At 72.7% G+C, this 23,232-nt stretch carries 19 protein-coding genes; 11 read left to right on the top strand and 8 right to left on the bottom strand.

The features are described from left to right. Positions 1-22: 22 nt before the first annotated feature. On the bottom strand, positions 23-598 hold the full coding sequence (locus ACEZHJ_RS04235) for a TMEM165/GDT1 family protein (protein WP_205599842.1): 576 nt from the start codon (positions 596-598) through the stop codon (positions 23-25). A gap of 325 nt (positions 599-923) precedes the next feature. Between ACEZHJ_RS04235 and ACEZHJ_RS04230 the strand changes: the two genes are divergently transcribed. Then, positions 924-2,555: a methyl-accepting chemotaxis protein gene (locus tag ACEZHJ_RS04230; protein WP_375036262.1), complete on the top strand. Its 1,632-nt coding sequence runs from the start codon at positions 924-926 to the stop codon at positions 2,553-2,555. A 16-nt stretch (positions 2,556-2,571) separates the two neighbouring features. Here the strand turns inward: ACEZHJ_RS04230 and ACEZHJ_RS04225 are convergent, their stop codons facing one another. The 4 genes from ACEZHJ_RS04225 to ACEZHJ_RS04210 all read right to left on the bottom strand — a co-directional run bounded on the left by ACEZHJ_RS04225 (position 2,572) and on the right by ACEZHJ_RS04210 (position 10,109). Further along, positions 2,572-4,194: a methyl-accepting chemotaxis protein gene (locus ACEZHJ_RS04225; protein ID WP_259202084.1), complete on the bottom strand. Its 1,623-nt coding sequence runs from the start codon at positions 4,192-4,194 to the stop codon at positions 2,572-2,574. 277 nt (positions 4,195-4,471) lie between these two features. Continuing rightward, a complete protein-coding gene (locus ACEZHJ_RS04220) occupies positions 4,472-6,265 on the bottom strand; it encodes a bifunctional diguanylate cyclase/phosphodiesterase (protein WP_163142065.1) in 1,794 nt (597 codons plus the stop codon). Positions 6,266-6,335: 70 nt separating this feature from the next. Beyond that, positions 6,336-8,978 (bottom strand): AAA family ATPase, encoded by a 2,643-nt coding sequence (locus tag ACEZHJ_RS04215; protein WP_375036261.1) that lies wholly within the window; start codon positions 8,976-8,978, stop codon positions 6,336-6,338. Between the two features lie 24 nt (positions 8,979-9,002). Continuing rightward, on the bottom strand, positions 9,003-10,109 hold the full coding sequence (locus ACEZHJ_RS04210) for a DNA repair exonuclease (protein WP_163141431.1): 1,107 nt from the start codon (positions 10,107-10,109) through the stop codon (positions 9,003-9,005). 269 nt (positions 10,110-10,378) lie between these two features. Between ACEZHJ_RS04210 and ACEZHJ_RS04205 the strand changes: the two genes are divergently transcribed. Together ACEZHJ_RS04205 and ACEZHJ_RS04200 are read left to right on the top strand one after the other, a co-directional pair. After that, positions 10,379-10,753 (top strand): DUF2237 family protein, encoded by a 375-nt coding sequence (locus ACEZHJ_RS04205; RefSeq protein WP_163141428.1) that lies wholly within the window; start codon positions 10,379-10,381, stop codon positions 10,751-10,753. Beyond that, positions 10,753-11,256: an alpha/beta fold hydrolase gene (locus ACEZHJ_RS04200; protein ID WP_163141425.1), complete on the top strand. Its 504-nt coding sequence runs from the start codon at positions 10,753-10,755 to the stop codon at positions 11,254-11,256. Before ACEZHJ_RS04205 ends, ACEZHJ_RS04200 begins: the two co-directional genes overlap by 1 nt. Before the next feature lie 10 nt (positions 11,257-11,266). On the opposite strand, the gene ACEZHJ_RS04195 is transcribed toward ACEZHJ_RS04200, so the two are convergent. After that, on the bottom strand, positions 11,267-12,187 hold the full coding sequence (locus tag ACEZHJ_RS04195) for a sugar kinase (RefSeq protein WP_018719096.1): 921 nt from the start codon (positions 12,185-12,187) through the stop codon (positions 11,267-11,269). 210 nt (positions 12,188-12,397) lie between these two features. Here ACEZHJ_RS04195 and ACEZHJ_RS04190 point away from each other — a divergent pair, with 210 nt between their 5' ends. The 3 genes from ACEZHJ_RS04190 to ACEZHJ_RS04180 are packed head-to-tail and all read left to right on the top strand — an operon-like array spanning position 12,398 to position 14,810. Further along, complete coding sequence (locus ACEZHJ_RS04190; RefSeq protein WP_163141424.1) at positions 12,398-13,219, top strand: IclR family transcriptional regulator; 822 nt, start codon at positions 12,398-12,400, stop codon at positions 13,217-13,219. Positions 13,220-13,254: 35 nt separating this feature from the next. Then, entirely contained in the window at positions 13,255-13,896 is a 642-nt protein-coding gene (locus ACEZHJ_RS04185; protein ID WP_018719094.1) for a 2-dehydro-3-deoxy-6-phosphogalactonate aldolase, read from the top strand. Continuing rightward, the gene (locus tag ACEZHJ_RS04180; RefSeq protein WP_163141421.1) at positions 13,893-14,810 is read left to right on the top strand and encodes a 2-dehydro-3-deoxygalactonokinase; all 918 of its coding nucleotides are present in this window, start codon (positions 13,893-13,895) and stop codon (positions 14,808-14,810) included. Before ACEZHJ_RS04185 ends, ACEZHJ_RS04180 begins: the two co-directional genes overlap by 4 nt. 21 nt (positions 14,811-14,831) lie before the next feature. Here the strand turns inward: ACEZHJ_RS04180 and ACEZHJ_RS04175 are convergent, their stop codons facing one another. Beyond that, entirely contained in the window at positions 14,832-16,151 is a 1,320-nt protein-coding gene (locus ACEZHJ_RS04175; protein WP_018719092.1) for a peptidoglycan -binding protein, read from the bottom strand. Between the two features lie 5 nt (positions 16,152-16,156). Next, positions 16,157-17,302 carry a MotA/TolQ/ExbB proton channel family protein gene (locus tag ACEZHJ_RS04170; RefSeq protein WP_026321205.1) on the bottom strand — a complete coding sequence of 382 codons (1,146 nt, stop codon included), beginning with the start codon at positions 17,300-17,302 and terminating at the stop codon, positions 16,157-16,159. Positions 17,303-17,467: 165 nt separating this feature from the next. Here ACEZHJ_RS04170 and ACEZHJ_RS04165 point away from each other — a divergent pair, with 165 nt between their 5' ends. The 5 genes from ACEZHJ_RS04165 to ACEZHJ_RS04145 all read left to right on the top strand — a co-directional run bounded on the left by ACEZHJ_RS04165 (position 17,468) and on the right by ACEZHJ_RS04145 (position 23,225). Further along, positions 17,468-18,598 (top strand): AI-2E family transporter, encoded by a 1,131-nt coding sequence (locus tag ACEZHJ_RS04165; RefSeq protein WP_018719090.1) that lies wholly within the window; start codon positions 17,468-17,470, stop codon positions 18,596-18,598. Between the two features lie 4 nt (positions 18,599-18,602). Then, a complete protein-coding gene (locus ACEZHJ_RS04160; RefSeq protein ID WP_259202090.1) occupies positions 18,603-20,948 on the top strand; it encodes a Tex family protein in 2,346 nt (781 codons plus the stop codon). A gap of 75 nt (positions 20,949-21,023) precedes the next feature. Then, entirely contained in the window at positions 21,024-21,221 is a 198-nt protein-coding gene (locus tag ACEZHJ_RS04155; RefSeq protein ID WP_163143677.1) for an oxidoreductase-like domain-containing protein, read from the top strand. Next, a complete protein-coding gene (locus ACEZHJ_RS04150; RefSeq protein ID WP_163143679.1) occupies positions 21,215-21,724 on the top strand; it encodes a hypothetical protein in 510 nt (169 codons plus the stop codon). Before ACEZHJ_RS04155 ends, ACEZHJ_RS04150 begins: the two co-directional genes overlap by 7 nt. 88 nt (positions 21,725-21,812) lie before the next feature. After that, positions 21,813-23,225: an ExeA family protein gene (locus ACEZHJ_RS04145; protein ID WP_375036260.1), complete on the top strand. Its 1,413-nt coding sequence runs from the start codon at positions 21,813-21,815 to the stop codon at positions 23,223-23,225. Positions 23,226-23,232 lie beyond the last annotated feature (7 nt).

The raw sequence follows: 23,232 nt of genomic DNA, 5'->3' as shown, positions 1-23,232 counted from the left end.
CTACACGGGCACGACAGCCGGATTACAGCAAGTCGACGCCGGGCAGCACGCCGGGCACGGCCAGCACCCCGAGGACCACGAACAGCCCCGCCGCCACGCCGTGGACCAGGCGCATCGGCAAGCGGTTGGCGGCGACCCCGCCCATGAACACCACCGGCACGTTGGCCGCGAGCATGCCCACGGTGGTGCCCGCCACCACCGCCCAGAGCGGGTCGTAGCGCGCGGCGAGCACCACCGTCGCGATCTGGGTCTTGTCCCCGATCTCCACCAGGAAGAAGGCGATCAGCGTGGTGAGAAACGCACCGTAGGGATAGCGCGCCGCCGCATCGTCGTCATCGTCGGGCACCAGCAGCCACAGCCCCATGGCGACGAACGAGACCGCCACCAGCCACTGCTGCACCGCCGGCGGCACCAGTGCGGCGACCCAGGCGCCGGCGACACCGGCCGCGGCGTGGTTGGCCAGGGTGGCGACGAGGATGGCGGCGACGATCGTCCCGGGGCGGCGGAACCGCGCAGCGAGCACCAGGGCCAGTAGCTGGGTCTTGTCGCCGATCTCCGCCAGGGCGACGGAGACGGTCGAGATCAGAAAGGCTTCCAACGGGGATCCTTCGGGGGCGGGCCTCACGGACACGATGACACACTGCATCCGCCCGCCCCGGTCCGGATGCCGCGTGTCAAAGGTCTCGTCAGGCACCTACCGGTGCTGCCCGCGCCACGATCCATTGAGGGATCAAATCTGTTGACGCGCGCCCCGCGGCCACCGGCCCCGGGCGACTACTCCCCAAAGACGGCTCGGAGTGTATCGGCTGCCGCGGCCCGGGTCCAGCCGGCGGGCTGTCATGCGCATGCAATCCGCAACGCCTACAACTGGCGTGCCCGCAACCGGCAGCGGCACCCTTTCCCAGCAGGCAGTACTGGCTCTTATGCGAAACATCACGATTCGCGCAAGACTCTGGCTCACCCTGGCGGTCCTCGTCGGGGCGATCGCCGCGGTCTCGCTCACCGGCTTCTGGCAGATCTCCCGGCTGGACGCGGCGGTCACCGCCGTCGCCGACCGGGCACTGGCCCGTGTACGCGACGCCCAGCAGGTCCGCAGCGCGATCACCGCGATCGAGCGCGCGGAAAAGGGCGCGCTGCTGGCCCGGGCATCGCTGGACATCCCCGGTGCCAAGGCCTACTTCGCCGAGGCGAAGCAGGCGTTCGAGACCCTGGATACGCTGATCGCCCGACTCGACTCCCTGACCACCGGCGCCGGACAGAGCGAACGCCTGGCGAGCTTCCGCAAGACCCTGACGCGTTACCGCGAGCTCCACGGCCGGCTCAAGGACAACGCGGACAAGGGGCTGGTACAGCCGGCAATCAAGCTCAGCGAGAGCGAAGGGGACGCACTGCTGGAGAGCGCCCACGAGACGCTCGGCACTTACATCGACGGCGTCGACGCCGCCGCCGCGCAGGCCCGCTCCCGCGCGGTGGACGGTGCCCACGCGGCACGGCTGTGGATCGCCGGCGTCGCCTCCCTGGCGGTGCTCACCGGGCTGCTGCTCACCGCCCTGCTCGCGAGCCACATCCGCCGGGGTCTGGACCGGGTGGTCGCGACGGCGGATGCCGTTGCCGGCGGCGACCTCACCGCGCGGGTGGCGTGGCCGCGCAACGACGAGATCGGCCGCATGAGCCGGGCACTGGAGCGCAGCTTCGCCGAGTTCGCCGGCTCGGTGGACGCCATTCGCGCCGCCGACAGCGCCCTGGGCGAGGCCGCCGACGCCCTCTACCGGCGCAGCAACGAGACCCTGGACGGGGCCCGGCAGCAGGACGAGCGCCTGGAGGAGGCGGTCACCGCGGCCACCCAGAGCGCCGGCGCGGTCGAGGAGGTCGCCGCCGCGGCGAGCGAGGCCGACGACACCACCGCCGACGTCGACGCCCGTATCCGCGACGGCCGCGGGCGGCTGGAGGCCGGGCTGGCGGGGGTGCGCGCCGCGGAGCGGGACCTCGGCGAGACCGCCGAACGGCTGGAGGCGCTCAACGGCCACTGCGAGACCATCGGCGAGGTGGTCGAGGTCATCGACAGCATCGCCCGTCAGACCAACCTGCTGGCGCTGAACGCCGCGATCGAGGCGGCCGGGGCGGGCAGCGCCGGCGAAGGCTTCGCCGTAGTGGCCGAGGAAGTCCGGGCTCTCGCCCAGCGCAGCAGCCAGTCCACCGATAATATCCAGACCAGCGTCACCGAGCTCCAGCGCCTCGCCAACGAGAGCCGCGAGGCGATGGCGCACAGCCTGAGCTCCGCCCAGGCGGCGCGGGAGGAGACCGGCCACGCCAACGAGGCGTTCGGCGACATCGCCACCGGCGCCCGGCACATCCGTGAGCACACCGAGCGCATCGCCACCGCCTCCGAGGAGCAGACCCGGGTGGGCGCGGAGCTGCGCCGCCAGCTCGAGGCGGTGAGCGGGATCGCAACCCAGACCACATCGAGCAGCGAGGCCAACGCCGAGGTCGCCGAGTCCCTGCGCACGCAGGCCGCGGAGCTCGCCCGCCGCGTGGAGCGCTTCCGCACGGCCTGACCACCGCCTCACCCGCCTACAGCTGGAAGCGCGCCGCCACCGTCTCCAGATCGCCGGCGATCCGGGCGAGCTCGTCGCTCGCCCCGGTGACCTGCGTCATCGAGGTCGCGCTGCTGGTGGCCACCTCGCTGACGCCGGCGATGTTGCGGTTGATCTCCTCGGACACCGAGGTCTGCTCCTCGGTCGCGGTGGCGATCTGCGCGGTAAGGTCCGCGATCTGCTCGATCCCGCCGATGATCGTCTCCAGCGCGTGCTCGGCCTCATGGGCCCGACTCTGGGCGACCCCGGTGCGCTCATGGCTGCTCTCGATGGCCTCGACCACGGTCCGGCTGCTCTCCTGGACCTGGGTGACGATGCCCCGGATGCGTTCGGTCGAGCGCTGGGTCTCGCCCGCCAGCGAGCGGACCTCCTCGGCCACCACGGCGAAGCCGCGGCCGGCGGTACCGGCACGCGCCGCCTCGATCGCGGCGTTCAGCGCCAGCAGATTGGTCTGATCGGCGACGCTGGTGATCACCTCCACCACCTCGCCAATGTCGCCGGCGTGGCGCTCCAGGGCCTGGATGGCCTCGTTGGCGCGGTTCATGGAGGCGGCGACGCCGGAGACCGCCTCGCCGTTCGCCGTGATGGTCCCGCGACCGGCGTCGGCATCGCGACTCAGCGTCCTCGCGGTCTCCGCGGACTCCGTGGCGTGCCGCGCGATCTCCTGGACGGACGACGCCATCTCGTTCATCGCCGAGGCCGCCTGATCCGTGTCGCCGCGCTGGCGCTGGATGCCGCCCTGGGTCTCCGAGGCCACCGAGGAGAGCTCCTCCGCCGACGAGGATACCCTCGAGGAGGACTCCTTGAGCCGGGCGAGCATGGCCCCGAGGTCGACGCGCAGTGCCTCGGCGGTACCGGCCACCCGTCCGACCTCGTCGCTCGAACTCACCGCCACGGGCTGGCGGAAATCCCCGTCGCCGATGCGGTCGAGGTCCGCGACCAGCGTCTTGAGCGGACGGGTCACCGTGCGCCGCAGCAGCCAGCGCAACGCCAGGGCGCTGACGATGATGGCCAGCAGCATACCGCCGAGCCCGATCCGCAACGCCGTGCTGGCGGCGGCACGGTGCTCCACGGCCTTCTCCCCGGCGCGGGCCTCGATAGCGGCGACCAGGTCGTCGAGGGCCTGGCGCACGGGCGTGGTCATCCCTGACAGCTCCCGGTCCACACCGGCAACCGCGAAACCGTTCGCGGCGAGACGCTGCCGGCCATCGCGGATCCGGGTCACCATCTGCCCGTGCGCCCGTTCGAACGCACCGATGGCCGCGAGCACCTTCGAGTTCTCGAACTGCGCCTTCAGCTCCCCGACGTTCTTGTCGACCCCGGCACGGGCCTGCTCGTAGCGCTGCCAGTAATCCTGGCGTCCGTCGGGATCGCGGCCGCGCAGGAGATAATTCTTCCAGGCGAGGGTCTGGTTGGCGAAGCGCCGCTGCAGGTCCGCGGTATCCGACATGCGCGCACTGAGCTGCGCCTGGAGGTGACTGAAGCCGGTAACCGACTCCCACGTGCGCATCACCGCGAACGAGGCCCCGGCCACGATCAGCAGCACGCCCACCGCGACCGCCGCCAGCACCTTGGCCTCGACGCTGTTGAATCGATTCAAAGCCTTTTCTCCCACCTTGTAACCTCACGTGACAACCGCGCCCCGCGCCTTCCGTCGATTCGGCACACCGCGCGGCCCCGGCGGACACGGTGGTGGCCGGTCGACGCGGGATAAGCGGTTTGCGTGCCCTGCGGGAGGGAGCCGGGATGACGCGGCATCCCCGGTCGCCGCCGGACGGGCGCTGTCACACCCGGGCGGCGAGGGGAATTATTATTCAAAATGTGAACTGCTTAACAACTACCTCGGAATAGGTAGCCGTTCTCCCCGATACCCGGAATCAGGCCCCGCGGGAGCCGGCGGCATCGTCCAACGGCGCCACTGCACCGGGCACTTCCCCTTCCGGCTGGCGCCGACGGTCCACGAACAGGCTGTTGCCCGGCTCGCGCTTGGCGCAGTGCTTGATCTCGGCGAGCACCGTGGCGATCTGGTAGTGGCTGGTGAAGCGGCGGTCCAGCACGGGGACAGCAGCGAGGGAGATGGAGAGCAGCGGGAAACGCTGCGGACAGCCCTGGCGGTCACGGGTCTCGATACCCCCGCGCTCACGCTCCCGGGCGTCGTAGAGCGCCGGCGCGTGGGCGGCGAAGTCCTCCAGCAGCGCCCGGCAGCGGGGCTCCCAGTCGCTGCCGCGAAGCAGCAGCACGAAGTCGTCGCCGCCGACGTGACCGGCGAAATCCCCGGCATGGAGCCGCGCCTGGAGGATGCGGGCGGTGGCGAGGATGGCCTCGTCGCCACGCTGGTAGCCGTAGAAGTCGTTGTAGGCCTTGAAGTGATCGAGATCCGCGTGGACAACGGTGAACGGCGTGCCCGCAGCGAGCAGGGCATCGATATGCTGCTCGATGCGCACGTTGCCGGGCAGGCCGGTCAGCGGGTTGGCATGGCGGGCGCTGTGGACCTGGAGGTCGGTGATCCGGCGCAGCAGGTCGAAGACGCTGCCCACGCCCAGGTAGAGCCCGTCGGGATCGGTGATGAGGATGGCCTCGTCGGCGTCGTCGGCCTCGGTCACCCGGCGGCTCAGCGCCTCAAGGGGCAGGTCACCGGGGACGGTGACCGTGGAGGACTCGACGAAGCCCGTTACCTCGCGCCCGGCGAACAGGGCATGCCCGTAGTTGTGGGCCAGCCGCGAGAGCAGGGTGTCCCGGCGCACGATGCCCACGGCCCGACCGTCCCTGCCCACCAGCGGGACACAGCGCAGGTCAGGCTCCGCGCGGAAACGCGCCGCCACCTCGGCGACGCTGGCCGTGGGCTCCGCGGGGACGACCTCGCGCGCGAGTAGCCGCGCGGTCGGCCGCTGGACGGCAGCACCGGGCACACCGCCGGCATCCCCGCCGGGCATGGGCTGATCCACGGTGAGCGGGCGCTCCGCCGGCCGGCCGAAGAGATAGCCCTGTGAGTGGGTCATGCCCAGCGCGCGCAGCGCCGTGTACTCCGCCTCGGTCTCGATGCCCTCGACGATGACCCGCGTGCCCATGCGCCGGGCCATGTCCAGCACCGAGCGCACCACCTCGCGCTTGCCGGCATCGGACTCGACGCCGCTGGCGAAGTGGCGGTCGATCTTGACGTAGTCGGGACGCAGCTCCGACCAGTGGCGCAGGCCCGCGTAGCCGGCACCGAGGTCGTCCAGGGCGACGGCGAAACCCATCGAACGGTAGTGGTCCACGGCGTGGCGGACGATGGCGTAGTCGTGGATGGGAAACTGCTCGGTGATCTCGATGACGACCCGCTCCGGGGCGACCCCGGCGCGCTCCAGGAAGCGCAGGGTCTCGCCGGTGGGATGGTCGCTGGCGACCACCGCGTCCGGGGTGACGTTGAGGAACAGCCGCCCGGGGCAGCCCGCCCGGCCGAAGGCCTCAATGGCGACTTCACGGCAGAGCAGGTCCAGCTCCACCAGCCGGCCCTCGCGGGCGGCGGCGTCGAAGAGCTTGAGCGGCGAGTGCAACGGCCCGGACGACGGCCCGCGGATGAGCGCCTCGTGCCCCCAGAGCCCGCCCGAAGGGCAGGTAAGGATCGGCTGGAACAGTGCAGTAAGCGCCCGGGCGGAGAATATCGCGTCCAGGCTTTCGCGTTCGATCATGATGTGCCCGCTGAAACCCCGCTCGTCAGCGTAGTCACCGCGCGTGACACGGCGGTGACAGCGCGGGTGCTCACAACGCCCGCTCTAGGCGGTGCAGCGGCGCACCGAGGGTGGCGTAGTCCCGTGGCCGGCAGGTGAGCACCAGCACCTGGTGGCGTTCCGCGGCCCGGGCTAGGGCCAGCTTCATCGCCTCGAAGCGGTGTTCGTCGGCGAAGGCCAGGGCGTCGTCCAGGACCACCGGCACCGGCTCGCCGCGCTCGGCGACCAGATCGGCGAAGGCCAGGCGCACGAGGATGGCGAGCTGCTCGCGGGTGCCCAGGCTCAGGTCGTCGAAGGCCTCTTCCCGGCCGCCGCGGCGCACACCGGTGAGGGTCAGCGTGTCGTCAAGCACGAGCTCGGCGTCCGGCATCAGCATGCGCAGGTACGGTGCCAGGCGCTCCATCACCGGACCGAGGAAGGTCCGGCGGGCCTCGCTCGCCGCGGCCTCCAGCTCGTCGGCGACCAGCTTCACCGCCCCCGCCTCGCGGTGCAGGCGCTCCCGCTCCCGCTGGGCCTCCGCCAGTGCCGTGTCCAGCTCGACCCGGCGCTCGCCCAGACCCTGCTGCCCCAGCGCCTCCAGCCGCACCTGGAGATCGCGCACGCTGCGCTCGGCGCGTTCGCGCTCCTCGCGCGCCCGGCTCACCGCGGCCTCGGCGGTTTTGAGCTGCAGGGCCACCGTCTCCGGGTCCTCGGCGGCAATGGCGGCATCGGCACGGGCGAGGTCGTCGCGGGCGGTCTCCAGGGCCTGGCGGGCGGCGGCCAGGGCGGCATAGAGGGCGTCGTCGTCCCGGCCCGCGCGCGCCTCCGCCAGGGCGGCGGCGAGCTGGTCCCGGCGCCGGGCCTGCTGGTCACGCTCGGTACGCGCGGCCACCCGGGCCTCACGGCAATCGGCGAGCGCGTCACGGCACTCACCGTGCCGCTGGCCGGAGTCCGCGTGCTCGCGCTCCCGGGCCTCCCGAGCCTCGCGCCGCGCCGGCAGCGCCGCCGCGGCACTCTCCAGGTCCACCCCGTCGTCAGCCGCCGGCAGGGCCTCGATGCGCTCCGCGGTCGCCTGCACGCGCTCACGCAGGGCCGCCACGCCGTCCCGGGCGTGCGCTGCGGCGACCTTCTCGCTCGCCGCAGCATCCGCGTGGGCACGCTCGCGGCGCTGGAGCGCGGCCTCCGCATCCGCCGCGGTGTCCACGCCGAGGCGGGACGCCACCCCGCGCCGGGCCTCGCGGGCCTCGTCCCGGGCCTCCCGCGCCGACGTCAGGTCCACCCCGCCGGGACTCACACGCACGGTGCCGATCCCCTCGAGGGCGAGCACGCCCTCGCCGGTCAGCCGCCACTGCCCCTCGGCAACGGGCTCCGCGGCACCGCTGACCGACACGGGCACGGCGACCTCGGCGTCCACCCGGGTGGCACCGGCCTCCAGCCGCGCCTCGGCCCGGGCCAGGCGATCCTCGATACCGCGCAGTTCGTCCACGTCCCCGCGCTGGATAGCGACGTCCGCCACCGACGCCCGTGCCTGCCGGGCGGCCTCCAGCGCCTCCTCCGCCCGGGCGAGGGCCTCGCGGTCGGCACGCAGGCGCTGCTCGCCGTCCAGGCGCTCGCGGGCCCGCGCGGCCTCCTCCTCCGCCCGGCGTGCCGCACTCACGGCCCCGGCAGCGGTTTCGTGGGCGGCGCGGGCCTCGGCCTCCGCGGCCTCGGCACGGCTCACGCGGGCATCCGCGTCCGCCAGCGCGGTGTCCGCGGCGGTCAGGGTCTGCTCCAGCCCGGCGAGCGCACGGATATCCTTCTGGCGCTCCGTCCAGTCCCTCTCGCGCTGCTGGTGCTCGGCCTCGGCGACGCGCACGGCACCGGCGAGGCGTTCGCGCTCGGCACGCCTGGCCTCCAGTCGCTGGTGGGCGGCCCGGGCGGCATCGAGGCGGCGCTGGCGCTCGGCGGCGGCGTCCGGGTCGTCCAGCGCGGCGAGCTCCTCGCGCTCTCGGGCGAGCCGGTTCACGGCCTCGTCGAACTCGGCGAGCTGGCCGTCCACCTCGGCCAGCTCCGTGGACAGGGTCTCCACCCGGGCGTCGGCATCCTTGAGGGCCTTCCCCGGGCGCCCGGTGGACGTCCAGAAGCGGCCCCGCTCGGTGGCGAAATGGCGGAGCAGGCGCTGGCCGGTGGCCCCGCCGAGGACGTCGCCGACCTCCGCCTCCAGTACCGCGCCGAGGGAGCGGCGCGCGCTCTCGGCGGGATCGACGGCATGGAAGGTGGTGCCCTGGGTCACCCAGAGCAGACCCCAGACGCCCTGATGGCGGGCGTCGGTGGCACCGCGGCCCGGGCGCTCGAAGCCGAGCAGCGACTGCAGCGCCTCCTCCGCCGCATCGCCCTCCCAACGGCCGCCCGGCCCCTCCAGGCGGGCACCGGCGCCCTGGCAGAAGCGCTTCCAGAGTCGGTACTCGTCGCCGCCGCAGGTGAAGGTCAGGGTCACCTCCGGGCCCACACGATGACCGTAGGGCTGGAGCTCCGAGGCCGCCCGGCCGCTCAGCCCGTGCCGGTCGAACAGTGCCACGCGCAGGGCCTGGAGCACGGTGGACTTGCCCGCCTCGTTGTCGCCGCCGAGCACGTTGAGGCCGCCCTCCAGGGGCCCGATCTCCAGCGGCGCCACCAGGCGGCGGAAATTCTCGATGCGCAGGTGCCGGATCTCCAATGCGTCCCTCCCTGACGGAGCGCGTCAGTGCAACTCGCGGTAGGCGGCGTAGAGGCGCTGCACGGCCTCCGCGGCATGTGGCTCGCCGGCGGCCTGGCGCTCGCGCAGCGCGGCCAGCGCATCGGCGACGAAGCCGCTGCCCTCGAAGGCGGCGAGGTCCGCCTCGGTGGCCTCCGGGCGCAGCGCGGCGTCGTCCCACTCCAGGTACGCCAGCCGCGCCTGCCAGCGCTCCAGGAGCTCATCCAGCGCGGAGCGGGTCGCGAGATCGACACCGCCGGCGAGCGCGAGACGGAGGACATGGCGCTCCAGCGGCGCGGACAGGCCAGTAAGGCGGTCCTCGAGGGCCTGCAGGGCGCCCTCGCCGGTGAGGTCCTGCTGCCACTCGTGCCAGTGGTAGTGGCTCGTGGCCAGGGGCGTGACCGCCGGCGCGTCACCGCCCGACAGATCCACCCGCAGGACATGCCCCGGGTCGCGGCTGCGGAAGCTGTCCGTCTCCGGGGTGCCGGAATACCAGGTGCGCTCGGCGATCTCCAGGGTCCCGTGCCAGTCGCCGAGGGCCAGGTAGTCCAGGCCGGCGGTCACGGCGCGGTCCTCGGCGATGGGATTGTGGGCCTCCGCGGCCTCCGGCAGGCGGTTGCGCAGGCTGCCATGGGCGAGGCCGACCCGCACCGCACCCCCCGGGGTCGCCGCGGTGTCGAACCACTCGGTGACGTCGCCGGGCTCGTGGCGGCGCCGCAGCGGGGCGGGCAGCACGGCCAGACGGCCGTCGGCGAGGACCAGCGGCTCCGGGGTCAGGGCGGCGTGGACGTTATCCGGCCGGCAGCCGAGGCGCTCGATGCGCGTCCACACGCTCTCGGCGAGGGCAGCGTCGTGGTTGCCGGGCAGCAGCACCCACGGCCCGGGCCACTCGGCCATGGCCTCCATGGTCCGGCGCAGGGCGGCATCGGGCAGGGTCTGGCTGTCGAAGACGTCGCCGGCGACGAGCACGGCGTCGGCCCGGTGCTCGGCGGCCAGCACGGCGATGCGTCGGATCACGGCGTAGCGCTGCTCGCGCAGCAGTGCCCCGGCGTCGCCGGCGATCCGGCCAAAGCCCTTGCCGATCTGCCAGTCGGCGGTATGGAGTAGACGCAAGCGGCGGTCCTCCTGTTCACCATCCCGGCGTCACGCATCGGCCACAGGCGGGCACCTGCCGTGCCGCCGGGAAAAAAGTGCGGCCCGGCGAACCGGGCCGAAACAAGGGTAATCGGCATCGTGCCGACTTTACAGGAGGGAAAGATTGACACCGGGCTCCGGGCACCTCCCTGTGCCCGTCCCCGGCGACGGCTTGCGCCGCCGTGCGCATCTCACTTCCAGCGTCCTACAATGGCTGACAACACCCAGGACGAAGAGGTTCCCGTTCCATGCCGGAGACCCGCAGAAACGTGCTCGGCACCTCACTCGATGCCTGCTGCAGCGACCCCGTCACGGGCTTCTACCGCGACGGCTACTGCCGCGTCGGCGCCGACGACGCGGGCGTTCACGCGGTGTGCGCCACCCTCACCGACGAATTCCTCGACTTCAGCGCCCGCCGCGGCAACGACCTGTCCACGCCCCGGCCGGAGTTCGGCTTCGATGGGCTGTCGGCCGGCGACCAGTGGTGCCTGTGCGCGGCACGCTGGCTGGAGGCCCACGAGGCCGGCTGCGCCCCGCGGGTACGGCTGCTCGCCAGCGACGAGGCCGCCCTGGAGGTGGTGGCGCTGGAGACCCTCAAGCCCTACGCGCTGGACCTGTCGTGATGGAGGTCTGGTTCAGCCACGGCCAGGAGAGCGGCCCGTGGGGCTTGAAGATCACCCGGCTGGCGGAGGTCGCCCGGGCCGCCGGCGCGGGCGTGACCAGCATCGACTACCGCCACACCCGGGACCCGGACGAGCGCGTGCGCCACCTCCTCGCGCAGCCGCGTCCGCGGGGCCCGCTGGTCCTGGTAGGCTCGAGTATGGGCGGCTATGTGGCCGCCGCGGCGAGCGCCGCGCTCCGGCCGGCGGGGCTGTTCCTGATGGCGCCGGCGTTCTACCTGCCAGGCTACGAGGGAGACGTCACGCCCCACGCCGGCGACGTGGAGGTGGTGCACGGCTGGCGCGACGAGCTGATCCCGCCGGCGCACAGCGTGCGCTACACCGGGGCCTGCCGGGGGCGGCTGCACGTGCTCGACGGCGACCACGGCCTCTCGGAGGTGATCGACGACATCGCCGCGCTGTTCGGGCGGTTTCTCGACCGGGTGGGCACCGCGGCCACGCCGTGACGCCCCGGCCTCAGGCGCCGTCCAGGGCCGCCTCCACGGCGGCGCGGCGGGGTATCGGCGCCACCGCGCCCCGCCCCAGCGTGGACAGCGCCGCGGCGACGTTGGCGTACCGGGCCGCCGCCTCCGGCCGGGCCCCGCGCACGATCCCGGCGAGGAACGCCCCGTCGAAGGCATCGCCGGCGCCGGCGGCGTCCACCTGTGCCACGGGATGCGCCGGGCAGTGCACGCGCTCGCCGTCCGCGGCGACCAGCACCCCCTCGCGCCCCATTTTCAGGGCCACGACGCGGGGCCCGAGCCCCGCGTAGAAGTCCACCACCGCATCGGGGTCCGTCAGCCCGGTAAGCCGGCGCGCGTCCTCCAGGCCCGGCAGGGCGATGTCCGCCTCGCGCATGGCGGCATGGATCACCGCACGGGCCCGGGCGAGCGGCCAGAGCTTGAGGCGCAGGTTGGTGTCGTAGCTCACCGTCACGCCGGCCTCGCGCGCCGCCGCCATGGCCGCGAACACGGCGTCACAGGCCTTGGAGCTGATGGCCTGGCTGATGCCCGAGACGTGCAGCACCCTGGCGGCACGGATGTAGTCGAGGGGCAGGTCGTCCGGGCCCAGCCGGCTGGCCGCCGAACCCTGGCGGAGGTAGCTGAACACGTGCTCACCGTCGCGGTAACGGATGAAATAGACGCCGGTGTGCGCATCCCGGTCCACGGCCACCGCACTGGCGTCCACGCCCTCCGCCGCCCACAGATCGAGGAACGCCCGCCCGAAGCCGTCGTCGCCGAGGGCGGTGAGATACCCGACCGCGGCCTCCTGGCGCGCCGCGGCGATCGCGCAGTTCGAGGTATCACCGCCGTAACCCTGGAGGAACCACGTCCCGCCGTCGCCGGGACGCTCGCTGAGCTCCAGCAGCGGCTCGCCGAGACAGACGATGTCCACCATGGCGCGTCAGCCGCCGCCAACGGCTGACGCCGCCCGGCGCTGGCCCTTCACCCGATCGTCAACGGTCATTGGAACCACTCCCCTCGCTGCACCCCCGGACCGGCCAGAGCGCCGGCGCCGGGTATCCATAATATGGACAAAAAGCCCGGATATTAAGACCATAGGCAGCATCAGGACGGGCCGTCAAACCGGCAACAGGAACGACACCGGATGACCGCAGCCGGACAACAGGACAGTGCTTCCGCGACGCGGGGGGCGGCGACCTTCGTCAAGGGGCTACGCCTGCTCCAGACCATCGCGGCACTACCCGGACCCGCACGCCTGAAGGACATCCAGCGGGCGGGCGCGCTTCCGCGGGCGACGCTGTACCGCCTGCTCGGCGCCCTCGAGGGCGAGCGTTTCGTCGTCCGCGACCCGCTCCACGGCGGCTACCTCCTCGGCCCCGAGCTCGCCCGGCTCGGCTACCAGAGCCGTATCCAGAACGATCTGCCGCGCGGCGCCCGCGAGGCACTGGTGGCGATCCGCGACGCCACCGGCGAGACCGTGCACCTGGCGGTGCCCCGGGGCGACGTGATGGTCTACGTGGACAAGGTCGAGTCCCTGGCCTCGGTGCGCATGGCGTCCATGGTGGGCAATCAGGTGCACATGCACGCCTCCGCCGTGGGCAAGGCCTTCCTCGCCGCACTGGCACCGGAGGCCCTCGATCGCTACGCCGGACGGCTCGCCCTGGAGCCAATGACCGCCAACACCGTGACCGGCCTGCCGGCGCTGCGGGCGGCGCTGGAAACGGTGCGGGCGCAGGGCTATGCCGTCGACGACGAGGAGAACGAGCCCGGCATCGTGTGCTTCGGCCGGGCGCTCTACGGCGTGGACGGGCAGCCCATCGCCTCGGTCAGCGTGAGCGTGCCCCGCTACCGGCTCGGCGACGACTGGGCACACCGCTATGCCGGGCCGATACGTACCGCCTGCGAGGCGGCCGGCCTGCTGATGTCACCACCCGGCCACGACGACGGGCCCGGGCGGCCCGGGTAACGACGGGCACGGCCGGGGCCCCTCAGGAGACGGTCATGGATCCACGCTTTCAGGACGCACTCGCCGAACGCCCGCTGGTGGCCATCCTGCGCGGCATCACGCCGGACGAATGCGAGTCGGTCGCCGACGCGCTGATCGACGCCGGCTTCGGCATGCTCGAGGTCACCCTCAACTCCCCGCAGCCATGGGAGAGCCTGCGCCGGCTGCGCGCCCACTGCCCGGTTCAGACCCTGGTGGGCGCGGGGACGGTACTCGACACCGGCTCGGTCACCCGCCTCGCCTCGATGGCACTGCCGCTAATGGTCACCCCGAACACCGACCCGGCGGTGATCGACGCCGCCTCGCGCGAGGGGCTGACCAGCCTGATCGGCTGCATGACGCCCACCGAGGCGCTGCTCGCCGCGCGCCACGGCGCCTCGGCGCTCAAGCTCTTCCCCGCCGCGCGCCTGGGCCCGGGCTATCTCCGGGACGTGCGTGCGGTGCTGCCCCCGGCGCTGCCGGTGTTCGTGGTCGGTGGGGTCAACGCGCAGAACCTGGCCAACTTCCATGCCGCCGGGGCGGCAGGTTACGGCATCGGCGGGGACGTCTATCGCGCCGGGCGCCCGGCAGTGGAGGTGGGTGCCGCCGCCCGGGACATCGTCACCGAATACCGGCGCGTCAGGGGAGAGGGGCAATGAGCGGGCGGATCATCGTCGTCGACTGGGGCACCACCGCGTTCCGCGCCTACCTGGTGGACGCGGACAGCGGTGCGTGTCTCGAGCGGATCGCCGCGGGCCGGGGCATGCGCGAGCTCGCCGGCGGGTCCTTCGCCGACTACTGCCGCGAACGCCTCGGCGACTGGCGCGAGGACGGCGCCGTACCCGTCTACCTCGCCGGCATGGTGGGCGCGCGCCAGGGCTGGCACGAGGCCCCGCAGCCGGCGCTGCCGGTCACCGCCGGCGACCTCGCCGACGGACTGACCGCCGCCCCCGGGCTCGACAACACCTGGCTGGTGCCCGGCGTGCGCGTGCACGGCGACGGCGGCCACGTGGACGTGATGCGTGGCGAGGAGGTCCAGATCATCGGCGCGCTGGCGCTGGCGGCGCGCGGCGACGCGACGCTCTGCCTGCCGGGCACCCACAGCAAGTGGGCCCGCGTCGACGACGGCACGCTCCGCCACTTCGCAACGGTAATGACCGGCGAGCTGTTCGAGGCGGTGACCCGGCACACGATCGTCGGCGCGCCCGCGGCGGACAGCGACACCCCCGACGACGACGCCTTCCGTCTGGGCCTCACGGAATCCGGGCGTCGCGGCGGCCTCGGGCACCAGCTCTTTACCGCCCGCAGCCGCTGGCTCTACGGCGGGCTCGCCGCCACCGGCATCCGCGACTACGTCTCGGGACTGCTCATCGGTCACGAGATCCTGGGCATGCGCGGGCTCTACGCCCCCGACGAGGTGGTGCTGGTCGCGGACGGACACCTGCGGCCACGCTACGAGGCCGCGTTCGGGCACTTCGGTCTCAGCGTCCGCCCCGTCGCAGCGGCGGACGCCAGCCTCGCCGGCGTGCTCGCCCTCGCCCGGCGGCACCCGCACGTGGGCGGGGCGGGGTGAGCGCGGGGGACGGGCGCCCCCTCAGCGCCGGGTCAACTTGAGCTCGATGCGCCGGTTGCGCGCCATCGCCTCCGGCGAATCCCCCTCGGTCAGCGGCTGGTACTCGCCGTAACCCGCCGCCGCGAGGCGCTCCGCGGGGATGCCCTGATCGATCAGGAAGTGGACGATGTTGGTCGCCCGCGCGGTGGACAGCTCCCAGTTGGAGGGGAAGCGCTCGGTGTTGATGGGCCTGCGGTCGGTATGGCCCTCCACCTGCAGCACCCAGGGGATGTCCCCGGGGATGCGCTGCGCCACCTGCTTGAGCACGTCCGCGAGCTGGCGCAGCTTGTCCTGTCCGTCCGCCCCGATCTGCGCCGAGCCGCTGTCGAAGAACAGCTCCGACTGGAACATGAAGCGGTCGCCGACGATCCGGATCTGCTGGATGTCGCCGAGGACCTCGCGCAGCCGTCCGAAGAACTCGGAGCGGTAGCGCGAGAGCTTCTCGACGCGCTCGGCCAGAGCCAGGTTCAACCGCTCGCCCAGGTCCTCGATCCGGGTGCGCTGTTCGCTGACGGTCTCCTGGGAGACGGACAGCGCCCGGGCGACGCGCTGGATCTGGTCGCGCAGCGCACGCAGCTCGTTGCGCAGGCGCTCGATACGGGTCTCCGCGTCCGCGGTAAGCCCCTTCTGCTCAGACAGCGCCTGATCGCGCTCGTCGATCTCGGCGACCAGGTCGCGGATGCGCATGGTGCGCTCCTCGATGGCCTTCTGGGCGAGATGGGTGCGCTCCTTGGCGTCCGCGAGCTCCGCGGACAGCGCCTTGCTGCGGTCGCGGGCCTGGGTCAGGCTCTGCTCGGTATCGCCGAGCTTGCCGGAGAGGGCCCCGACCTCCTCCTCCAGGCGCTTGCGCACCTTGCGCAGGGTGTCGATATCCGCCTGCAGCGAGGCCAGCTCGGTGAGCCGCACCTTGAGCTTCTCGCGGCTGACCTCCAGGGCCTTATCCTTCTCCGCGAGCTCGCTTTTGAGCTGCTCTTTATCGCCCTGCGCCTGCTTGAGGGACTCGGCGAGGGAATCGCGCTCGGACAGCGTGGTGTGCAGCTCATTGTAGACGCTGGACATGCGCTCCTGCAGGTGCTCGCGCTTGCCCCGCTCCATCGACAGCTCCTCGGCGAGGCGCTCGACATCGTCCTGCAGGCGCTGCAGCGCGCGGCTCTTACCCGAGAGCGCGTCGCTGAGGTAGAACTGCGTCACCACGAAGAGCATGAGCACGAACACGAACGCCAGCAGGATCGTGGCGAGCGCGTCGACGAAGCCGGGCCAGATGTTGACCGCGTTGCGCCCCCGGCGGCTACCCCCGAACATCGCCGCTAACCCTGGCGGTCGTCACGGAAGTGCGCAAGGGTGCGCGTGAGCAGCCGCAGCTCCTCGCGCAGCTCGTTGACCACGTGCTCGCGGTCCCCGGCGAGGCCCTGGCGGAGCTGGTCCAGGCTGCCGGCGATGTGGCGCAGGTTGTCCCGGACCTCGCGCTCGTGGGCCTCGTTGCTGCCGGTGACATCCGCCAGGTTCTGCAGCACGCCCTGCAGCTCCGCCTGGGTCCGGGTGAGATTCATCAGCCCGCGCTGCTCGCCGCGGGACTGCTCGGCGAGGTTGGCGATCTCCTGGGTGAGCTCGGTGAGCCGGCCCTCCGAGTTGCGCCGCTCCTCCTCGCCCCGGGCCATGATGCGCTGGAGCTTGTCCAGGCTGTCCGCGGTCTGCTCCAGCAGCGCCTGGATGTAGGCGGGGACGTTACCCTCGCCGTCACCGCCGGCCCCGCCGCTGCCGAGCTTGGTCTGCCCGGACAGCCACTCCTCGAGATCATTGTAGAACCGGTTCTGGGCGTAGCCGCTCTGCAGGTCGATGAAGCCGAGCACCAGGGCGCTGGCGAGGCCGAACAGCGACGAGCTGAACGCCGTGCCCATGCCCGAGAGGGGCTGCTGGAGGCCGTTCTTGAGCTCGGCGAACACCGCCGCGGCGTCACGGCCCTCGATCGACAGCGAGGAGATCACCCCGCCCACCGCGCGCAGAGTGTCGAGCAGGCCCCAGAAGGTGCCGAGCAGCCCGAGGAAAACCAGCAGCCCGATCATGTAGCGCGAGAGGTCGCGCTGCTCGTCCAGCCGGGAGCGGATCGCGTCCAGCAGCGTGCGCATCGACATCGTGGACAGGCTGAAGCGGTCGCCGTGGCGGCCGGTGAGCATCCGTGCCATGGAGCCGAGCAGCCCCGAGCGCGGCGGTTCCGGCGGGTTCTCGCGGTCGGCGCGGCGGAAGGCCTCGATCCAGGAGACCTCCGGGCCGAGAATCAGGACCTGGCGGAAGTTGATCAGGATGCCGATGGCGAGGACACCGAGGATCAGGCCGTTGAACACGGCGTTCGCCATGAACGCGCTGCGCAGCGGGCCGGCGAGGAGGGCGCAGGCCACCGCAACGCCGAGCAGGAAAACGCTCATCCAGATCAGCACGCGATTGGGATTTCGCACCGGGCTCTCCCTGAGGATCTGCGGCAAAGCCCTTACTCTAGCGCGAAACAGCCCCGATTGTGATCCGTTTCCGGTAATTACGTCCATTGCCATAGCCGTGCCCTCGCCATAGCCGTCCACTGGGTTAGACTCCCGGGGCGGATCAATCTGGAGGGATGCACCCACATGGAAGGCACCGGTCTGCGCGACCGTCAGGCGTGGCCGCTGCTCGCGGCCGTGATCGGCGGGGGCGTGCTCATTTACCTGCTCCGCGGGATGCTCACGCCCTTCCTCGTCGCCGCGGTGCTGGCCTATATCAGCGATCCCATCGCGGACCGGCTGGAGGCCCGGGGTCTGTCACGCACGCTCTCGGTGGTGATCGTCTTCGGCGCCACCCTCGGCGTGGTGATCGGCGTGGCACTGATGCTGCTGCCACTGCTCGCCCACCAGGTGGACTACCTCGTCCAGCGCCTGCCGGCGATCGTGGACTGGGTGCAGCGCACCGCCGTGCCATGGATGGAGGAACACCTGGGCGTGTCCGCCTCGCGGCTGGACGTGCAGACCCTGCGCGACGCCGTCACCCAGCACTGGCAGTCCACCGGCTCCGTGGCCGCGGCGGTCATCGCCCGCGCCACCCAGTCCGGACTGGCGCTGGTGGGGCTGATCACCAACCTGGCGCTGATCCCGGTGGTGGGCTTCTACCTCCTGCGGGACTGGGACGTGCTCATGGAGCGGATCCGCGAGCTGCTGCCGCGCTCGGTGCAGGGCGTGGTCGGCCGGCTCGGGGGCGAGTGCAACGAGGTGGTGGCCGCCTTCCTGCGCGGCCAGCTGCTGGTGATGCTCGCGCTCGGTGCGATCTACACCACCGGGCTGTGGCTGGTGGGGCTGAACCTCGCGATCCTCATCGGCATGCTCTCGGGGCTGGCGAACATCGTGCCCTACCTCGGCTTCATCGTGGGCATCACCACGGCGAGCGTGGCCGCGGTCTTCCAGTTCAACGACATCCTCGTACCGCTGCTGCTGGTCTGGGCGGTGTTCGGCATCGGCCAGACGCTGGAGGGCATGGTGCTCACGCCGCTGCTGGTCGGCGACCGCATCGGCCTGCACCCGGTGGCGGTAATCTTCGCGGTGCTCGCCGGCGGCCAGCTCTTCGGCTTCGCCGGCGTGCTGCTCGCCCTGCCGGTGGCCGCGGTGATCGCCGTGCTCCTGCGCCACGCCCACGACCGCTACGTGCACAGTACCCTCTATCACGGCATCGCCGGCGCGGACGGCGAGGCCGGCGAGGAACAACGAGACGACAACCCCACCCGGGACTGACCCTATGAGCGTGAACATCCCCGAACGAATCGCCCGCGACATCGACGCCGCCCCGCGGCAGGTCGAGGCCGCGGTGCGGCTGCTCGACGAGGGCGCGACGGTGCCCTTCATCGCCCGTTACCGCAAGGAGGCCACCGGCGGTCTGGACGACGGCCAGCTCCGCGAGCTCGAACGCCGGCTGGTCTACCTGCGCGAGCTCGAGGAGCGCCGCGCCACGGTGCTCGCGGCGATCGAGGAGCAGGGCAAGCTCAGCGACGCGCTGCGCGCATCCATCGAGGCCGCCACCACCAAGCAGCGCCTCGAGGACCTCTACCTCCCCTACCGCAAGAAGCGCCGGACCAAGGGCGAGATCGCCCGCGCCGCCGGGCTGGAGCCGCTGGCGGACGCCCTGCTCGCCGACCCGGGCCTGGACCCGGCCACCGCCGCCGCGGACTACGTGGACGCCGAGGCCGGCGTCGCCGACACGGACGCCGCGCTCGAGGGCGCGCGCTATATCCTCGCCGAGCGCTTCGCCGAGGACGCCGAGCTCATCGCGGGGCTGCGCGACTACGCCTGGCGCGAGGGCGTGCTGGTCTCCGAGGTGGACGAGTCACGGCGCGAGGACGGGGTGAAGTTTTCCGACTACTTCGACCACCGCGAGCCCCTCCACGGCATCCCCTCCCACCGCGCCCTGGCGCTGTTCCGCGGCCGCCGCGAAGGCGTGCTGCGCCTGCGCCTGGCGATGCCCGACGAGCTCGCCGAGGAGCGCACCGGCCCCGGGCGGGGCGAGGGCATGATCGCCGAGCGCTTCGATATCCGCCACGCCGGCCGCGCCGCGGACGACTGGCTCGCCGGCGTGGTGCGCTTCACCTGGCGGGTGAAGCTCCTGACCCGGCTGGAGACGGACCTGCTCGGCAGCCTGCGCGAGAACGCCGAGGCGGAGGCCATCGAGGTGTTCGCGCGCAACCTCCACGACCTGCTCCTCGCCGCCCCCGCCGGCCCCAGGGCGGTGATGGGCGTGGACCCGGGACTGCGCACCGGCTGCAAGGTCGCGGTGGTGGACGCCACCGGCAAGCTCGTGGACACCGCCACGATCTACCCCCACGCGCCGCAGAAGCGCTGGGACGAGGCCCTGGCCGCTCTCGACGCCCTGGTCCGCCGCCACGGGGTCGCGCTGGTCGCCGTGGGCAACGGCACCGCCTCGCGGGAGACCGAACGCCTGGTCACCGAGCTGCGCCAGGGCCACGGCGGGCTCGCCAGCGTGCTGGTCTCCGAGGCCGGCGCCTCGGTCTACTCCGCCTCGGAGACGGCGGCACGGGAGTTCCCGGACCTGGACGTCTCCCTGCGCGGGGCGGTCTCCATCGCCCGGCGGCTGCAGGACCCGCTCGCCGAGCTGGTGAAGATCGATCCGAAGTCCATCGGCGTCGGCCAGTACCAGCACGACGTCAGCCAACTCGCACTTGCGCGCAAGCTCGACGCCGTGGTCGAGGACTGCGTGAACGCCGTGGGCGTGGACCTCAACACCGCCTCCGCGGCGCTGCTCGCGCGGGTCTCCGGGCTGACCACGGCGCTGGCCGAGCGCATCGTCGAGCACCGCGACGGCAACGGCCCGTTCCCGGACCGGAAGTCGCTGATGGCGGTGCCACGCTTCGGCGCCAAGACCTTCGAGCAGGCGGCGGGCTTCCTGCGCATCCGCGACGGCGACCAGCCCCTGGACGCCTCCGCGGTCCACCCCGAGGCCTACCCGGTGGTCGAGCGCATCCTCACCGAGACCGGCGGCGGCATCGCCGAGCTGATCGGCAACAGCGAGCTGCTCGGCGGCCTGGACCCGGCCAAGTTCACCGACGAGCGCTTCGGCCTGCCCACGGTCACCGATATCCTCGCCGAGCTGGACAAGCCCGGGCGCGACCCGCGCCCGGCCTTCCGCACCGCAACCTTCCGCGAGGGCGTCGAGCGCCCGGAGGACCTGGAGCCGGGGATGGTGCTTGAGGGCACCGTCACCAACGTCACCAACTTCGGGGCCTTCGTCGACGTCGGCGTCCACCAGGACGGGCTGGTGCACATCTCCGCCATGGCGTCGCGGTTCGTGCGCGACCCCCGCGAGGTCTGCCGCCCCGGAGACGTGGTCCGGGTGAAGGTGATCGACGTCGACCTCCAGCGCCGGCGCATCGGGCTGTCCATGCGCCTGGACGACGAGGCCGGCAGCAAGGCCGGCCGGGATCAGCCGGCGGGCAAACCGGGGGGCGCCGGCAAGGGCAAAGGCAGGGGCCGGGGCGGGCGCCGTGACAACAAGCCCGAGCCGCGCCCGGAGACGGCCATGGGCGCCGCCTTCGCCGCACTGCAGGGCCAGCGCGACCGCTCCGGGCGCTGATGGCCCCGGCGCGCGTTGGGCATCGGGGCGCGGGGCGCTGGTATCATGGAGGCAGTCAGGCGTTGTGCGATTGCCATGAGTGACACCGCGTCCCGCGACGAACCGCGCTTCCCGCCGCCGCCCCGCGAGCCCGACCTCGACGAGTGCTGCGGCACGGGCTGCGACCCCTGCGTGTTCGATATCTACGACCAGCGCCTGGAGCGCTGGCGCGAGCGCTGCGCGGCGATCCGCGAGGCCCACGGGCTGCCGCCGGCCGAGGAGCCGCCGTGCTGATCAAGCTGCTGGTACTGGCGGCAGTGGTGACCGCCGCGGTGCTCTGGGTCTCGCCGGCGGCGCGGGCGTCGATCCGCCCGCACCTGCCGCGCCTGATCCTCATCGGCGCGCTGGTGGTCATCGCGCTGCTGGTCGTCACCGGCCGGCTGTCCTGGATCGGCGCGGCCATCGCCGCCACCGCCGCCGCCATCCAGCGCTTCATCCCCACCGCGATGCGCCTCGCCCCGCTGCTGCGCTTCCTCGGCAGCCGCACGGCACCCGCCGGCGGGTCCGCGGGGACACCCCCACCGTCGGGCGGCGACGACGGCCCCATGACCCGCGCCCGGGCCCTGGCCGTGCTCGGCCTGGAGAACCAGCCCGACCCACCGGACCGGGAGGCCGTGCTCGCCGCCCATCGCCGGCTCATCCAGCACTGTCACCCCGACCGCGGCGGCTCCGGCTACCTCGCGGCACAGCTCAACGAGGCCCGGGACTGCCTCCTCGGAGACGACCGCGCCGCCTGAGCGGGCGGCCGGGCATACGCCCGGGCGCGCCGGGGCTGATAGACTGCTCCCGCAAGCGATTCGCGCGGACGAACAAGGGCCCGAGGCGATGTACCACCGATTCTTCGGACTGGAGCACGACCCCTTCCGGCTGACCCCCAGCGCGGAGGTGGTCTTCCCGCATCCGAGCTTCCAGCGCGCCAAGGCGTATCTGGAGTACGGCCTGATGCGCGGCGAGGGGTTCGTGGTGGTCACCGGACCGCCCGGCTGCGGCAAGACCACCCTGGTCGCCGACCTCCTCGCGAGCGTACCCGAGGAGACGGACATCACCCAGATCGTCACCTCCCGGCTCGGCGCCGAGGACCTGCTGCGCCTCACCGCCAGCGGCTTCGGGCTCACCCCGGCGCACCGGGACAAGGCGACCATCCTCGCCACCCTGCAGGAGGACCTCACCGAGCGCGCCCGCCGCGGCCGCCGCGCCCTGCTCGTGGTGGACGAGGCCCAGGACCTGGAGGCGGAGGCACTGGAGGAGCTGCGGCTGCTCACCAACCTCACCGTCAACGGCGAGCCCGCGCTGCAGATCCTGCTGCTCGGCCAGCCGCCACTGCGCGAGCTCATCCGCCGCCCGGAGATGGAGCAGTTCCACCAGCGCCTGATCGCGAGCTGCCGGCTCGAGCCCCTCGACGAACAGCAGACCCGGGATTACGTGCACTACCGCCTGGAGCGCGCGGGCTGGGACGGCGACCCGGGCTTCTCCGAGGCCGTCTTCCGGCTGCTGCACGTTGCCACCGGCGGCGTGCCCCGGCGGATCAACCTGCTCGCCGGGCGGATGCTGCTGGACGCCTTCGCCGACTCCCGCCACACCATCCGCGCCGAGCACCTGCGCGCGGTGCTCGACGAGATGGAGGACGAGGCCCTCGACGAGGAATGGCGCGACGCCTACGACGCCATCACCGGCACGGAGGCGGACACACCCGGGGCGGCACCGGCGCCGGAAGGCGCGACAGCGCAGAGCGTGGCAGCACCCCCCCGCGCGGAGACCACCGAGGCTCCGGCAGCGCCGGGGATCGGGGCGGCGCCGTCACCCGGCCCCGTCGCGGACGATGTCACGGCGCCGGACCGGGCAGAACCCGCGGGGACGCCCAACGAGGACATCCGGATAAGTGACGCCGACGCCCCCGTGGAGGACGGCGCGCCGACGGAGCCGCTGCTCGGCGCCTGGGACGAAGAGCGCCACACCCTGCCCCCCCTCGACAAAGCGAGGACCGGCGAAGGCACCACCCCCCGCGGCGAGGAACCGATACTCACGGACATCGTCTCGCCGGAGCCGCGCTCGGCGGGCGCCGCGGCCACGCGGGCCGCCACCGGGACACCGCCGCGCCAGCGCCATACCACCGCCTGGCTCGCCGGGTTGCTGGCAGTGGTCGCCCTGGTCATCGTGCTCGGCGCGGCCACGCCGGTCTTCGACGGCCTCCACACCCTGGTCGCCGACTGGTACGCGCGCCTGCTCGGCGGAGGCTGACCCCCGC

This window comes from Arhodomonas sp. KWT2 (genome assembly GCF_041949875.1).
GTDB lineage: Bacteria > Pseudomonadota > Gammaproteobacteria > Nitrococcales > Nitrococcaceae > Arhodomonas > Arhodomonas aquaeolei.
Note: the sequence above shows the minus strand (reverse complement) of the source record. Positions and strands in the feature narration are given on the sequence as shown.